11 protein-coding genes are annotated in these 14,648 nt (G+C 73.4%); 4 read left to right on the plus strand and 7 right to left on the minus strand.

The features are described 5' to 3' along the window. Positions 1-93: 93 nt before the first annotated feature. Positions 94-1,152 (minus strand): DUF2293 domain-containing protein, encoded by a 1,059-nt coding sequence (locus AB0H83_RS06200; protein ID WP_360087683.1) that lies wholly within the window; start codon positions 1,150-1,152, stop codon positions 94-96. Positions 1,153-1,197: 45 nt separating this feature from the next. Further along, positions 1,198-6,057, minus strand: a complete 4,860-nt coding sequence (locus AB0H83_RS06205; RefSeq protein ID WP_360087686.1) for an AAA family ATPase — start codon at positions 6,055-6,057, stop codon at positions 1,198-1,200. 278 nt (positions 6,058-6,335) lie between these two features. Between AB0H83_RS06205 and AB0H83_RS06210 the strand changes: the two genes are divergently transcribed. The 4 genes from AB0H83_RS06210 to AB0H83_RS06225 are packed head-to-tail and all read left to right on the plus strand — an operon-like array spanning position 6,336 to position 8,314. After that, the gene (locus AB0H83_RS06210; RefSeq protein ID WP_360087689.1) at positions 6,336-6,635 is read left to right on the plus strand and encodes a hypothetical protein; all 300 of its coding nucleotides are present in this window, start codon (positions 6,336-6,338) and stop codon (positions 6,633-6,635) included. 8 nt (positions 6,636-6,643) lie between these two features. Further along, positions 6,644-7,345 (plus strand): hypothetical protein, encoded by a 702-nt coding sequence (locus AB0H83_RS06215; RefSeq protein ID WP_360087692.1) that lies wholly within the window; start codon positions 6,644-6,646, stop codon positions 7,343-7,345. A 13-nt stretch (positions 7,346-7,358) separates the two neighbouring features. Beyond that, positions 7,359-7,784 (plus strand): YbaB/EbfC family nucleoid-associated protein, encoded by a 426-nt coding sequence (locus AB0H83_RS06220; protein ID WP_360087694.1) that lies wholly within the window; start codon positions 7,359-7,361, stop codon positions 7,782-7,784. A gap of 2 nt (positions 7,785-7,786) precedes the next feature. Further along, complete coding sequence (locus AB0H83_RS06225) at positions 7,787-8,314, plus strand: hypothetical protein (protein ID WP_360087697.1); 528 nt, start codon at positions 7,787-7,789, stop codon at positions 8,312-8,314. 4 nt (positions 8,315-8,318) lie between these two features. On the opposite strand, the gene AB0H83_RS06230 is transcribed toward AB0H83_RS06225, so the two are convergent. From AB0H83_RS06230 to AB0H83_RS06250, 5 genes are all read right to left on the minus strand, one after another. After that, positions 8,319-8,567 (minus strand): hypothetical protein, encoded by a 249-nt coding sequence (locus AB0H83_RS06230; RefSeq protein WP_360087700.1) that lies wholly within the window; start codon positions 8,565-8,567, stop codon positions 8,319-8,321. 164 nt (positions 8,568-8,731) lie between these two features. Further along, the gene (locus AB0H83_RS06235) at positions 8,732-10,111 is read right to left on the minus strand and encodes a UDP-glucose/GDP-mannose dehydrogenase family protein (protein ID WP_360087703.1); all 1,380 of its coding nucleotides are present in this window, start codon (positions 10,109-10,111) and stop codon (positions 8,732-8,734) included. 181 nt (positions 10,112-10,292) lie between these two features. Further along, positions 10,293-12,182, minus strand: coding sequence for a hypothetical protein (locus tag AB0H83_RS06240; RefSeq protein WP_360087706.1), 1,890 nt, complete (start codon positions 12,180-12,182; stop codon positions 10,293-10,295). A gap of 84 nt (positions 12,183-12,266) precedes the next feature. Further along, positions 12,267-12,605: a VOC family protein gene (locus AB0H83_RS06245; RefSeq protein ID WP_360087709.1), complete on the minus strand. Its 339-nt coding sequence runs from the start codon at positions 12,603-12,605 to the stop codon at positions 12,267-12,269. Positions 12,606-13,589: 984 nt separating this feature from the next. Continuing rightward, complete coding sequence (locus AB0H83_RS06250) at positions 13,590-14,633, minus strand: WYL domain-containing protein (RefSeq protein ID WP_360087712.1); 1,044 nt, start codon at positions 14,631-14,633, stop codon at positions 13,590-13,592. Positions 14,634-14,648: the final 15 nt, after the last annotated feature.

The following is a 14,648-nucleotide window of genomic DNA, read 5'->3' on the forward strand; positions in this document are numbered from 1 at the left end:
GCGGATTTGTACCATCGACGTCACCCGCTGTGCGCCCCGCCAGTCAGAACGCCAGATGCGCGCTGAAACCGGCGCATTCCAGGTGTAAGCGGCTCAGTCCGCGTGCCGCCACCGTTCGATGACCCGGTCGATGTCGTCCCGGATCCGTTCCCGGGCCTGCTCCCGTGGCAGGCCAGCCATCAGCAGCTCGTCGTACGCGGTGTCCTCGTGCCGGACCGAGGCGATCACGGCCCGGGTCACGGCGTCCGAGTCGAAGGCCCGGCCGGCGGCGCTGCGTCCTACCCGGCCGCTGCCGCGGGTGCCGGTGTGCCGGCTGATCGCCGCTGCCCGCTCTGGTGGGCAGCCGGGGAACAGCCTGCCGATCTGCTCGGCCAGCTCCTGCTGGAACCGATCGTCCGAGGCTTCTCGCCGCTGCCGGTCCCGCTCCCGGCGGCGGGCGCGGGCATCCTCGTCGGACAGGCATTGCCGTTCGGCCTCTTCGATGGCCGCCTCCTCGACCAGGAGTCCCTGCCGCTCGTGGCGCTTGCGGGAGCGGCTGAACCGCACCACGACAGCCGAGAGCCGGCTGGTCTGTTTGGCCCGGCGGGTCAGGGCCGCGTCGCCGGCTGGCAGGAACACCAGGTGATCGAGGTCCGCACAGGTGAGGCAGACCGGCCCGGCGTCCTCCATCGTCAGCATGTCGGCGTCGGTACTCCCGCAGGAGACACAGGTGAACGTCTTCAGCGGCTGTACCACCACGAGGTCCGGCAGCTTGCTCTGTTTGGCGGTCAGCCGGGCTCGCTGCTGCTGCGGCAGGTCTGCCGGCATCCAGTGGGTGCGGTACGCCAGCTCGAGCGCGGGGTCGCCGGCGGCCGTGAAGCGCAGCGGCCGCCGGTCGCGGGTGGCCGACACGTACTCCACCTCCATGGGCTGCAGGCCACGGCCGGCGACCCAGCGGTGGAACGCCTCCAGCGCCTCGGCGAGCCGGTCGGCCGGCACTGCCGCGACCGCCTCCAGGTGCGGCGCCCGGCCCTGCCTCCAGTCCGTGACCAGCCCGAGCGGCACCCAGCCGATTCCGGTCAGCACGTCGAGCGGGCTCACGTGACGCTGTTTCGTCAGCGACTGCTCGGCGGCGGCCACTACGCGACGCTCCAGCTTCGAGGCGGGCTGCATACACGGCAGGCTACCGACTGGCGACGAAACCCGGACGGGGACGTATCAGCCGTCGGACCTGCACTCCGCCGTGCTCGCGCGTGGGCACGGCAGTTCCAGGCGCAGGCTGGTCCCCGCTCCCGGGGGACTGTCCAGCACGATCCGGCCGCCGAGCGCCTCGACGCGGTCGCGCAGGCCGACCAGGCCTGTGCCGCGGGCGAAGTCGGCGCCGCCGATGCCGTCGTCCTGCACGGCGACGCGCAGGACGTCGCCGGTGGTCTCGACGGTGACGGTGGCGGTTGAGGCGCGCGCGTGCTTGGCGGCGTTGGTCAGGGCCTCGGCGACGACGTAGTACGTGCTGACCTCGACGTGCTCGGGCAGCCGGCCCTCCACGTGCATGTCCAGATGGACCGGGATCGGCGCGCGGCGGGCGAGTGTGCGCAGCGCCGGGCCCAGGCCGCCCTCGGTCAGGATCGCGGGGTGGATGCCGCGGGCGGTCTCGCGCAGTTCGTCCAGTGCGCCGATCGCGCCGGCGACGACCTGGTCGAGCTGGGCGCGCAGCGCTTCGAGTTCGGGGGGCACCGCCGCCTGCGCGGTGCGCAGCTCGAGCGCCAGCGCGACCAGTTGCTGCTGGACGCCGTCGTGCAGGTTCCGTTCGATGCGCCGGCGGGTCTGGTCGGCGGTGGCGACGATGCGCGCGCGGGAGGTGGTGAGCGCGGCGTACAGCTGCGTGTTGTCGAGGGAGACGGCGAGCTGGCCGGCGATGAGCTTGACACCGTCGAGCCGTTCGATGGTGAAGGCGCCGCGGATGAGGCGGTTCTCCAGCAGCAGCACGGCCCGCAGGGTGCCGCGGTTGTGGATCGGCACCGCCAGCAGCGAGCAGCGGGCGACGCCGGTGAAGTACGGGTCGCGGGCGAAGCGGTCGTCGCGGGTGGCGTCGGCCACGACCAGTGGTTCGCAGATCCGCTGGGCGTAGCGCAGCACGGACATGGGGACCGTGGGTTCGGGTCCGGTGCCGTTGAGCGGGACGGTGGCGCCGTCGCCGTCGGGCAGCAGCCACCGGTGCTGGTCGTCGCTCCACAGCAGCAGGTGTACGGCGGTTGCGCCGGTCATGGCGCTGAGCACCTGGACCAGCCGGGCGTGCAGCCCGCCGATACTGGTCTCGGAGCTCAGCGCCCGCGACGCGGACAGGATGCCGAGCAGGTCGAGCGTCCCGGTCGTGACGGTGGCGCGGCGGTGCTGGACGTCCGCGGGCCGGCCGGCGGCCGCGTCGAGCTGCGGCCGCAGGGTCGGGTACGCCCAGTCGAGCTGGTCGACCTTGGCCGTCGCGCCCCAGGCGAGGTACTCGCGGCGGGCCTCGGCGAGCAGGCCGGCGCCGGCGTGTTCGAGGCCGTGGGTCAGGTGGAAGCGGGCCGCGCGTTCGGCGATCAGGGCCCGGTGCCACGGCCGCGGGCGGCCGGCGACCTCGCCGCGGGCGGCGTCGAAGGCGAGCGCGGCGGCACGGAAGTCGCCGGTGGCCCAGACCCGCTCCGCTTCGAGCAGCCGCACCAGGTGCAGGTAGTTGTCCGGCGCGTCCGCGGCGCGGGTGGCCAGCCACTCGGTCACGCCGTCCAGCTCGCTGAGCAGCTTGTCGCGCTCGTCACCGCGGCTGTCGCGGGCCTGGCCGGCGAGGGCCAACCCGCGCAGCAGGTGCGTCACGGCGACCGTGTGGAGGCCGACGGCGTTCGGCAGCAGCGGCATCGCCGCCGCGCTGTGCCGGGCCAGCGCGATCTGGTCGCCGAGGACGGCGGCGGCGAGCGCGCGGGTGACATGGGTGTCCAGCAGCGCCTGGACGTTGTCGACGCACACGTCGGCGGCCAGCGCCACGCCGGCGGCGGTCGCGCTCTCGCCGCGCAGCACGCCGGCCAGCCACTGGTAGGTGTCGAACGACTCGCCGAGCTGCCGGCCGCCGGTCCGCCGCACGAAGGCCAGCGCGGCCTCCACCTCGGCGACGTAGACGTCCAGCGACGGCGCGCTGTCCAGCAGGCCGCTCATGATCGCGTGGTACGTGTAACCGGCGTTGGTCAGGTCACCCCCCGCGATCAGCCCCTCCCGGGACTGCCGAGCCGCCCGGACACCGGCTTCGACCGGCTCGAACCAGGAGCTCAGGAGCGTGTACAGGAGGCGTACATGGGAGGTGGCGGGCTCGTAGCCGCGGGCCTCGCCCAGCGCCAGGACCCGCCGCATCGCCCGCCAGCCGGCGGCGTGGTCGCCGTGCACCGAGCCGGCGGCGAAGGCGGTGTGGCCCACCGGTCCGAGCAGCACGGCGGCGGGGCCGTGCTCCATCCACATCCGTAGCGCCTCCAGGCTCAGCCAGGCGAGCGAGGCGTGGTCGGCGGAGACGTACGCCGCCGGCAGAACCGCGTTGATCAGGCGGGCAGTGGCGAGCAGCCTCGCGTCGGTGATGTCCGGGCGGGCCAGGTCGTCCGCGGCGTCGACGTGCTCCAGCCACTGGTACAGGCGATCGAACTGGTGGCCGGGTTCGCCGGCGGGCATGGTGACGCCGAGCGCGCGCAACGACTGGACACCGAGGTCGATCGCCTCCGGGAACCGGCTGCGGTGGGTCAGGCTGCACGCCTGCACCACTGTCGCGTCCGCCCGGTCCATGGCGTCGGTGCGCAGGCGTTCGATCGTCTGGTACTCCTCGTCCGCCTCCTCCAGCCGGCCCATGCCGAACAGTGCGGCGTGCCGGCCGGTGTGCAGCGCGGCGAGGGCGGCGGCGTCGCCCGGCTCGACGAGCCGCAGCGCGCCGGTCAGCAGCGCGTTCACCACCACGTAGTTGCCGATCATCGTCGCCTGGTCGGCGGCGCGCCGCAGCAGCCCGACGACCGTCCGCCGCTCCGCCGGGTCGTCGACCGCGTCGATCACCGGCAGGTACTGCTCCGCCGCGCACGAGAACCGCGCCGGCACGCCGGCCAGCCGCCGCGCCATCGCCAGCCGCAGGGTGCGGCGCTGCCGCGGCTCCAGCCTCTGCAGGACCGCCTCGCGGATCCGGTCGTGGCGGAACCGTACCGTGTTGCCCGCCCCGGGCTCCATGACCAGCAGACCCTCGTCGAGGGCGGGTGCCAGCCACTGCTCCACCATGCCCGGTGGCGCGCCGGTCGCGGCCTGCAGCGTACTCGGCTCGGCGTACCCGCCGAAGCACGCCATCGCCTCCACCGTCTGCCGCGACGGCTCCGGCAGGGCCTCGACCCGCGCCGCCAGCAGCTCGGCGACCTCGGACTCGCCCAGATGGGCACGTACTGCCGCCGGGTCCCACCGCCACCCGGCGGCCGTCGCGGACAGTACGCCGTCGCGGCGCAGAGCGTTGAGCACCTCCACGATCTCGTAGGGGTTGCCGGACGTACACGGGCGGATCGCCTCGGCCAGACTCGCCGCCGCGGCCCGGTCCCTGTGCAGCATCTCGGCGACCATGGCGACGACCCCTGACGGCGGCAGGTCGGTCAGCTGCAGGTGCCGCACCGCGGGCTGCTCCCGGCAGCGGGACAGCGGCGCTGCCAGCAGGCGCATCGCGTCCACGTCGTCGTCGCGGTACGCGGCCACGAGCAGCAGGCCGTCGATCTGCTCCTCGCTCAGCACGGCGTCGACGAACCCCAGCGGCGTGCGCCCCGCCCACTGCAGGTCGTCGACGAACAGCACCAGCGGCCGGTCGGGCGACACGACCGCCCGCAGCGCGTCCACCGCCACGCGCTGCGTCCGCACCTGCGCGGTCAGCGGGTCCCCGCGGTCGGGCGGCACCGCCAGCAGCGCGGCGAACTCCGGGATCAGCGCGGTCAGCAGACCCGCGTTCGCCCCGATCGTCGCCAGGATCCGCTCGCGGAGCCAGACCAGCTCGTCCTCCGGCTCGGCCAGCAGCAGCCGGCCCAGCGCGCGGAACGCCTGGAACACCGCGTCGAAGTCCAGGTCGCGCCGGTACTGGTCGAACTTGCCCGCCACGAACCAGCCGTCGCTGCCTGTCACGACCGGCCGCAGCTTGTCGACCAGCGCCGTCTTGCCCACCCCCGGCGCCCCGCAGACCAGCACCCCACGGCACCGGCCCGCCAGCGCGTCCTCGAATGCCGCCGTCAGCGCCGCCACCTCGTCGTCGCGCCCGATAAGCCGAGACGGTGGCAGCAGCCGCAGCGGGACGTCCCGCTCGCCGACCCGCAGCCGGGGATCCGCGTCCCGCAGCCGCTGCAGGTCGTGGAGCACGCCCTCGGCCGTCTGGTACCGGTTGTCCGGCTCCTTCTCCAGCAGGTGCATGACGATCTCGGACAGGGGCGCCGGCACCGCCGGGTTCACCTCGGCCGGCGGCACCGCCACGCACGCCAGATGCGCGTGGGTGAGCCGCAACGGGTCCCCGGAGCCGAACGGCGGCGCGCCCGTCGCCAGCTCGTACAGCGTCGCACCCAACGCGTACAGGTCGGCGCGCTGATCCACCGGCCGGCCGGTCCGCCCGGTCTGCTCCGGCGCGAGGTACGGCAACGTCCCGACGATCTCGGTGTGGTGCGTGAACTCGGGACGAAGCTCGGCGAACGGCGTCGCCAGGGCGAAGTCCACCAGGCAGGGAGCGCGGTCGCCGCGGGTGACGAGGATGTTCGCCGGCGTGATGTCCCGGTGCATCACACCCCGCCGGTGCATGCCCGCCACCGTACGGGCCAACCCAATGGCCAGCCCGACCAGCTCGTCGACCGCCAGCGGCGTGGCCTGATCGGCCAGGCAGGCGCCGTCGACGTCCTCCATGACGATCGCCTCGGGGTGCTGCGGCGCCTTTACCAGCTGCGGAACTCCGGTGACACCACGGAGCAGCTCCAGGATCGCCGTCTCGTGCCGCAGCCGGTGCTGCGCGTCCGCCCCCAACGGCTCCTTGCGGACGACCGTGCGCCCCTCCAGGAACAGCCGAGTCACGCGCGTGCGCTCGCTCTCGTGCACTGTTTCGCCCAGAACGGGCGGATCTCGGCCGAGCAGCGTCTCGCCTGCTCCCATTCCGACACCTCCATGTCGGTCGCCGCATCAAGCGTATACCCCACTCAAGCACGCTTATCGGACGAAGTTACCTCGCCGTTCGCCGGGCTGCCGCGCGGGCGGGCTGACCGGCCGGGACGGGGAGGAGGGCGGCGGCCTGCGGCTCGCGGGTCGGCGGGAACCGATACAGTCGGGGCTTCGCAACGATTCGGGGAGGGTCGATGGCCCAGGACATCCACGTCACGTCCAACGCGATCCGGCAGCTCGGCAAGGACCTGGTGGAGGACGCGGCGCCCGCGTTCGATCCGGTGGCGCGCCAGGTCGCCGAGGCGGCGATCGAGGCGCCCGGGTTCGGGTTGCTCGGGTTCGCGCTGCAGGGGGCGTACGAATCGGCGCAGGGCTACCTCGCCGACTACGTCGCGGCCGGCAAGGGGCAGCTGGGCACGTTCCGCGACAAGCTCGACGGCATCGCGGCCACGTGGGAGCAGGCCGAGTCAGCCAACCAGGTCATGTACCGGTAGGAGGCGTCATGAACCCGTTCACGTCTGGTGTCATCATGCTGCGCTTCGCGCTGGGCTCGTCGTTCGGGGCCGCCCCGTTCGTGTCCAGCGCCGTGCGGCTCGGCATCGCCGTCGGGCTCGGGGTGTCCAACCCGGGGTCGATCTGGCAGGCCGGCGACGAGTGGAAGCAGGCGGCCAACCAGCTCGAGGTGGTCAAGACGCGGATCGCCAACGCGAACGCCAAGGTCGGCCCGCAGTGGATCGCGGAGGACAAGGACGCCTACCTCAACGCCGTCTCGGTGTACAACCAGGAGGTCGACGACCTCAAGAAGTACCTGGAGAACGTGGGGACCAGCCTGCAGGCGGTCGCCGCGGCGTACTACGCGTTCGCCGCGATGGCGATCGTGGCCGGCACGTTCGCGTTCGCCTGCGCCGTCGCGGTCGGCCTGGCCATGGCGACCCCGGCGTTCCCCGCGGTGCGGGCGGCGGCCGAGGCGGCGGTCTCGGCGGTGGCGATCACCGCGGGCGCGGCCGCGAAGACGATCACCGCGATCGCCGGCGGCGCCACCGCCATCCTGCTCGCCGGGGTGGCGCTGGCCAAGGCGTTCCAGTCGCAGCCGGGCGGCGTCAAGGGCGCCGACTTCAAGGTCATCACCATCGACTACTCGCCGCTGAACGGCGGCAACGGGTATGTCGCGCCGCGGCGCGAGCTGCCCGGACCAGCGAAGTGAGATAGGAACAGCTGTGGACCCGAACGTGGACCCGGACAGGCTCGTCGAGGACGCGCTGCGGCAGATGCGGCAGGTCGAGGACTTCCAGCGGCGCTCGGCGGCGATGGTCGGCCGCGGTGAGGCCCTCGACGGGCTGGTCACCGCCGAGGCGCGCGGCGACGCCGGGCTGTCGCAGATCAGCATCGACCCGCGGGCGATGCGCACGTCGTCGCAGGATCTCGGCGAGGCGACCCTGCGCGCCGCCCAGGGCGCCCTGGAGGACCTGCGGCGGCAGACCATGGAGGCGATGCGCGAGGTCCTCGGCGACGACGTGATGGCCGCCGTCGACGGCACCGGCGACCCGGGCAAGCTGGTCGCCGAGGCCGAGCAGCGCTTCCAGATGTCCGCCGACGAGGCCATGGAGACCCTCGAGCGCCTGCGCCGGCAGGGCGGGTACTGACCGTGGCCCCGCTCGTGCTGCGGCGGGCCCGGGCGCTGCACCGCAGCCACTGGCTGACGCTGCTGCTGCTCGCCGTCCTGCTGGTGCTGACCGGGTGCGGCGCGCTGCAGGCCGCGGTCACCAGCGGCGACGCCGAGCTGCCCGGGTTCCTCGAGGGGCTCACGGCCGGGCTGCGCTGGGCGTGGGCGGTCGTCGCGGTGCTGTCCGTGCTTGCCGCGGCCGCTCTGGTCGCCCTGGAGCTGCCCTGGCTGGCCGGATCGACCGAGATCACCGACCGGGGCATCGTGCTGCGCTCCGGCGACCGCACGGCGACCATCGGGTGGATCGACGTCGACGAGCTGCGGGCCGTGCCGTCCGCCGGCGGCCACCTGTACCACGTGCGCACCGGCGTCCCGATGCCCCGCTCTCCCCGGCTGGGCCTGCAGGGCCGCCGCGAGGCGTGGCTCGGCTGGCACCCCGGCGGCGACGCGCCCGTGGCCGCCGTCGCGCGGGCGCACCTCGGCGTCAAGTACCGGGGGCCGCGGCCGTGAAACGCTAGGCCACGACCATGAACAGGTCGTGCCGGCGGCAGAACTCGAGGTGTCCGAGCAGCTCGGTGACGGTCTCGCGGTCGCCGTCGTAGTCGCCGCGGTCGATCTCGTCGAGCAGCTCGCGCAGCCGCTCGGCGACCGGCCCGGCGTCGAGCCACTGCGCGGCCGAGTGCGGCAGCCGCCGGTCGAGCTCCCCGGGCGCGGTGCCGCCGAAGGAGGAGCGCCGCGACGGGTGCGCGACACCCGGCCTCAACCGCCGGACACCATCCAGCGGTTGAGGCCGGCGACGAACCAGGCGAGCGCCGCCGCCTGGACCGCCACCTCAGCGGCGACCAGTAGCGAGAGCACCACGTGGAGGCGTCGCATCCGCCCACTGTGCGCCCGCCGCGCAACTTCACCGCCGGCCGCGCCGGACCTTCAGAGGCCGACGGGCCGCCCGGCGATGGTGAGGTACGTGTAGCCGAGCCGGCTCAGCCGCTGCGGGTCGAGCACGTTGCGGCCGTCCAGGACGAGCGGGGTGCGCATGAGGCCGACGTACTTGCCCCAGTCGAGCTCCAGGTACTGCGGCCACTCGGTGACCAGCACGACGGCGTCGCTGTCGTCGAAGACCTCGTCGACCGTCTCGCACAGGCTCGTGGCGAGCTCCGGCTCCTCGGCCCGGAACCGCTCGGCGGCGATCGGGTCGTGCAGCTTCACCCGGGCGCCCCGGGCGATCATCAGCCGGGCGATGTCGATCGCGGGGGAGTCGCGCAGGTCGTCGGTGTTGGGCTTGAACGCCAGGCCCAGCAGGCCGATCTTGCGGCCCTTGAGGATGCGCAGCTCGTCGAGGAGCTTGTTGACCGCCTCCTCGCGCTGGCGCTGGTTGACCACGCGGGCGGCGGCGACGATCGGCATGTCGTAGCTGTACTCGGCGGCGGTCGCGATCAGCGCCGCGGTGTCCTTGCCGAAGCACGACCCGCCCCAGCCGACGCCCGGCTGCAGGAACCGCGAGCCGATCCGCGCGTCCAGGCCGGTGCCCCGCGCCACCTGGTTGATGTCGGCGCCGACCTTGTTGGCCAGTTTGCCGATCTCGTTGATGTAGCTGATCTTCAGCGCCAGGAAGGCGTTGGCCGCGTACTTGATCAGCTCGGCCGAGGCAAGGTCGGTGGAGACCAGCGGCACCGCGCCGAGCTCCTCCGGCCGCGGCAGGAACGTCGGCGCCGTGAACGACTGGTTGAGCACCGCCCGGTAGAGCCGGTTGAGCACGTCGAGGCTGCGCGGGTTGTCCGAGCCGATGACGATGCGGTCCGGGTACAGCGTGTCGTGGATCGCGGAACCCTCGCGCAGGAACTCCGGGTTGGACGCCACCGCGAACTCGCCCGTGGCCCGCCGCGAGTGGAACTGCTCGAACGACTCCCGCAGGATCGACTCGACCCAGTTGCCGCTGCCGATCGGCACCGTCGACTTGTTGACCACGACGGTGAACTCGCCGTCGATCGTGCGGCCGATGCTCTCCGCGGCCATCCGCAGGTAGCGCAGGTCCGGCTGACCGTCCGGCAGCGACGGGGTCTGCACGGCGACGAACACGACCTCGGCGCCCGGGACGCCCTCGGCGTAGTCGGTGGTGAAGGTCAGGTTGTGTGCCGCCTCGTGCATGAGCTCGTCGAGGAACGGCTCGTAGATGGGTGAGCGCCCCCCACGCAGCAGGTCGACCTTCTCCTGGTTGAGGTCGACGCAGGTGACCTCATGACCGAGATAGGCCAGGCAGATGCCGGTGGTGAGGCCGACGTATCCAGTTCCGACGACGCATACCTTCACCGGGCGATGATACACAGTCGTGACCTGCGGCCGGCCTGTCGGAATTCGCGAATCCGGTCTAACCGAACGCCCGGCTTTCGGACAGTGCCAGCTGGGTCACATCGACGACAGCAATGCCGGCTGGGTTGCATCGAGACGGCAGCGCCGGCTGGTTCACATCGAGACGGCAGCGTCGGGTGGGTCACATCGAGGACAGCAGCCAGGCGTACGCGATGACCTCGGCGAGACCGAGACACCACAGCACCACGGGTGCCCGCGACGGCGCCGGCGGCGGGGGCAGCGTCGTGACGTCGCGCTCGCCGGCCTCCTCTCGCTCCCGGGCCCGCCGTTGCGCCAGCCGCAGGGCCGCCACGAGCTGCGTGCCGCTGCGTTCGCCGTGGTGCAGCAGCCGGGCCAGGGGCCCGCCCTGGTGCGCGGTGAACAGGAACCCGCCGTCGCCGGTCCGGACGAGGACGGAACCGTCGCTGTCCAGCTCGACCGCGTCGACGCCGTTCCACGTGAGCAGTCCCGCTCCGGCCACGCCGACGGCGCTGATGCCGGCGCCGTTCCAGCTCAGCGCCGGGCGCAGGTACACCCGCCAGCCGCCGTAACAGGACAGCGCCACGGCCGCGGCGGCCACCGTCACCCACACCGGGACCGGCCAGTCCGGCAGCCACTGCCGCGTCCCCCACAGCGACAGCGGCGCGACGAGGACGAAGCCGTACAGGGTGAGCGGGCCGCGCCGGTGGGTCCGGATCAGGTCGGGGTCGGTGTCGCGGTCCTCGGGGCGCAGCGCGGCGACCTCCTCGGGCCGCAGCGGCAGCGCCTCGGGCCGCGGCGTGGCGACGTCGAGGGGGACCACCTCGATCGGCGCGCCGTCGGGCGGCGGGGTGGTGAACGCGGGGGCCAGCACGGGGACGCGGGCCGGGCGCCGGGGCACGAGGACCCGGCCGCCGACCTCGACCGCGCACCAGTGTCCAGGGGCGGGGATGCCGTACAGGACAGCGGGGCGGACGGCCGTCATGGTGACTTCGTCTTCGTCTTCGTCGTATTCGTGCGCTTCGGTCTCGGTCTCCGTTTCCGTCTCCAGTTCCAGTTCCAGTTCCAGGATCGCTGGCTCGCCAGGGCGGGCGTCGGCGGCGTAGACGGCGACCCGGCCGGGCGCTGTGCGGGCGTACACCCGTGCCGCCGGCTGCTCCCGGGTGAACAACGCGCGCAGGGCGGCGCCCGGCTCCCGCGCCGGGGTCAGCAGCGCCATCCCCACCCCGGCGGCGATGACGGCGAGGGCGAGCCAGCCGGTCGCGTCGTACGGCTCGGCGGCCAGCTGCCGCAGCCCGTCGTCGTCGACCAGGACGGTGCGGCGGGCGCCGAGCGGGTGGGACCGCGCGTCGATCACGTCGATCCGGGTCACGTCGCCGGTCACGAGGCGCACCTGCACGGTGAACTCGTCCGGGTGCCCGGTCACCTCACCCGCGACCCGCCGCGCCGAGTCCTGCTGCGCCTGCGCGCCGGCCTGCGCTGCGAGGGCCGCCGCGGCGATCCCGGCCGCGACCACGAAGAGTGCCACCGCGGCGAGCCGCCACCCGAACCCGTGCCGCCTTGGCCCCGGCCCGGCCGACGGCGGCGTACGGTGCTCCGCCCGGGCCGCCCACGCCGCCTCGACCCGCCCGACCCGCCGCGTCCCGACCTGCCATGTCCCGGCCCGCCGCGTCCCGGCGGCGACGGCGATGACCAGGGCGAGCGCGGCGTACCCGGCGTCGAGCAGCCACAACCAGGCGGCCTGCTCCTGCGGCTGCGGTGCGGTCAGCTGCCCCACGATGTCGGTCGCCAGGAACCCGCAGGCCAGCCCCGCCGCGACCCGCGTCGAGGCGAGCGCCGCGAACGGCGCCGCGAACGCCAGCCCCACCGCCACCGCCCCGAACGGCGCCGGCCCGCACGGCTCAGCGTCCGTGCACACCGGCACCACGTCGAACGTCGCGTGCAGTCCACCGAGCACCGCCGCCGCGACCAGTAGGACCACGCCCGGCACGAACCGGAACCACGCGGGCCGCCGCGCCGCTTCGAGGGCCCGCGCATCCGAGGTCAGGAGCATCCGGTAGATCTACCAGACCCCGCCGCCTGTCACGCCCGCGGCACGTCACGCCCGCCGGTCACGCCCGCCGGTCACGCCCGCCTGTCATGCCCGCGGCTGGAAGATCCCGAAGTGGTTGCCCTCGGGGTCGGTGATGTTCGCGAACACCAGCCCGTCCTCGGTCGTCGTCGGCGGCACGAGCACCTTGCCCCCGGCCGCCTCCGCCTTCCCGCACACCCCCGGCACGTCCTCGACCACCACACAGAACACCGCGTGCCCCGGCTGCCCGACAGCGAGCCCACCCTTGACCGACCGCTCGTCCGGTGTCGTGATCATCTGGTACGCCGGATCCTCGCCGAACGTCCACCCGAACAGGTCCCCGTAGAACCGGCGCGCCACCTGCGCGTCACTGACCCCGATCTGGAACCACCCGATGCCGTTCATCGTCGCCACTACTCCATTCATTCCATCCAGCCAGGCAACCCCCGGCCGCGTGCCCCCACCCTCCGCCCGTCCCCCGACACCGTCCTGTCGGCATTTCCATTCGCTTTCTTCCTTCCCGAAGCAGCCCTCAGCCGACGTGCCGCCGGCACCGCCGAAAGTGTCGTACCCGGGAGGTACGTTCGACGGCATGGTGGTGCGGCTGGCTCGCCACCCTCAGCGGCCGGCGAGCACAACGACGTCGGCGGCCACGTCCACGCTGACGGGACAAGGCGAAGAGGGCGGCGAGCAAGCCAACTGCCGCCCGCCGGCGCCGTGGTCGTCGTTGGCGTCGTGGCCCGGTGACGGGCGTTGCTGCTCGCGATGGAGCAACGCGACGAACATCGGCTGGAACCCGTCCCCGCCACGCTCGATGAGCGCGCCGTCACCGGCCGGCGGGCCGACACCAACGATGCCGGAAACGCCAGACGAACGGCGATGCCGGGGCCGCTGGACAAACGGCGCTGCCAGACGAACGACCCAGACGAACGGCGATGCCCGGGGCGCCGGACAAACGGCGCCGTCGGGGACGCTGGACGAACGGCGCTGCCAGACGAACGGCGATGCCGGGGCCGCTGGACGAACGGCGCCGTCGGGGACGCTGGACGAACGGCGCTGCCAGACGAACGATCCCGACGAACGGCGATGCCCGGGGCGCCGGACAAACGGCGCCGTCGGCGACGCTGGACGAACGGCGATGCCAGACGAACGGCGACGCTGAGAACGCCGAAAAACGGCGATGCCAGATGACCGGCGATGCCGGGAACGCGGGACGACCGGCGATGCCGGGCGAACGATGCCAGACGAACGGAGACGCTGGCGACGCCGCAAGGACGGCGACGCCAGGTGGCCGGTGACTTCGGTGACGCCGGATGAAGAAGGAGGCCGCGGGCAAAGGCGTGGAAAGCGGAGGAAGCCGAGCAAGATGCTGGCGGCCTGCTTGAAGTGTCAGGCGGCCATGGCGACCCGCCTCACCAGGTGGCCCGGAATGTCGAGGGCGCGGTCCGGCAGCGGGCGGCGGGCGGCGAGCTCTGCCGTCGCCACCACCTCGTGGATGCGGTCGATGCGGAACGAGCGCAGGTCGCCGCGCAGGCGGCACCAGGCGAGCAGGTACCAGCCGGCGGGACCACCGAGGTAGCCGGCTGGCTCGATCTGGCGGCGGGTGGTGACGCCGAAGCGGTCGGCATAGGCGATGTCGAGGACGCGGCCGGTGGTGAAAGCCTCGACGAGGATGGGCGAGACCTTCGCGGGCGAGACCCTGGCGGTCGAGGCCGTGGCGGTCGAGGCCGTGACAGGGGAGGCGGCGGGAGCGGTGGCGGTGGACGAGACAGCGGTGCGAGAGGCAGCCGCCGCGGCCATGGATGAAGCCGCAACAGGAGCGATGGCAACGGCGGAGGTGGCAGCGGGAGAGGCAGCAGACGAAGCCCCAGCAGGAGAGACCGCGACAGCCGAGTCGGCGGCGGCAGGGGACACAACGGCGGTGGCCGAGGCCGCACCGGGCGCGGTCGCGGTAGCCGGGACAGTGGCGGTGGACGAAGTCGCACCAGGAGGGGTCACCGCAGCCGGCGACCCGGCGCTGTATGAGGACCGGCCCGAAGCGGTGCCCTGGACGAGGTGGATGCGGGCGGCGAGGTCCTCAGCTCGGGTGACGTCGGCGGCGGGCATGACGGCGAGGAGCTTGTGCAGGGCGGTGCGGGCGGCGGCGTGGAACGGGGTGTCGGCGAGGCGGTGCAGGGCCACCGCGACCGCGACCGCCTCGGCCGGCGTCATGTTCAGCGGGGGGAGGGTGCGGGAGCGGTCGAGGGCATAGCCGCCGGTGCGGCCGAGGGAGACCCAGATCGGGACGCCGGACTGCTGCAGGGCGCTGATGTCGCGCTCCACGGTGCGGGTGGAGACCTCGAAGCGGGTGGCGAGCCAGCGGGCGCTGCGCGGCCGAGGGGCGACCGCGCGCAGCTCCTCGACCAGCGCATACAACCTGTCCGTCCGATTCACGCCGCCACCCTAACC

This window comes from Dactylosporangium sp. NPDC050688, from assembly GCF_040654515.1.
Classification (GTDB): Bacteria; Actinomycetota; Actinomycetes; order Mycobacteriales; family Micromonosporaceae; genus Dactylosporangium.

Bases quoted from the DNA above. Each gene is read 5' to 3' on its own strand.
- AB0H83_RS06200 (WP_360087683.1), bottom strand. From the start codon at position 1,152: ATGCAGCCCGCCTCGAAGCTGGAGCGTCGCGTAGTGGCCGCCGCCGAG.
- AB0H83_RS06210 (WP_360087689.1), top strand. From the start codon at position 6,336: ATGGCCCAGGACATCCACGTCACGTCCAACGCGATCCGGCAGCTCGGC.
- AB0H83_RS06215 (WP_360087692.1), top strand. From the start codon at position 6,644: ATGAACCCGTTCACGTCTGGTGTCATCATGCTGCGCTTCGCGCTGGGC.
- AB0H83_RS06240 (WP_360087706.1), bottom strand. From the start codon at position 12,182: ATGCTCCTGACCTCGGATGCGCGGGCCCTCGAAGCGGCGCGGCGGCCC.
- AB0H83_RS06245 (WP_360087709.1), bottom strand. From the start codon at position 12,605: ATGAACGGCATCGGGTGGTTCCAGATCGGGGTCAGTGACGCGCAGGTG.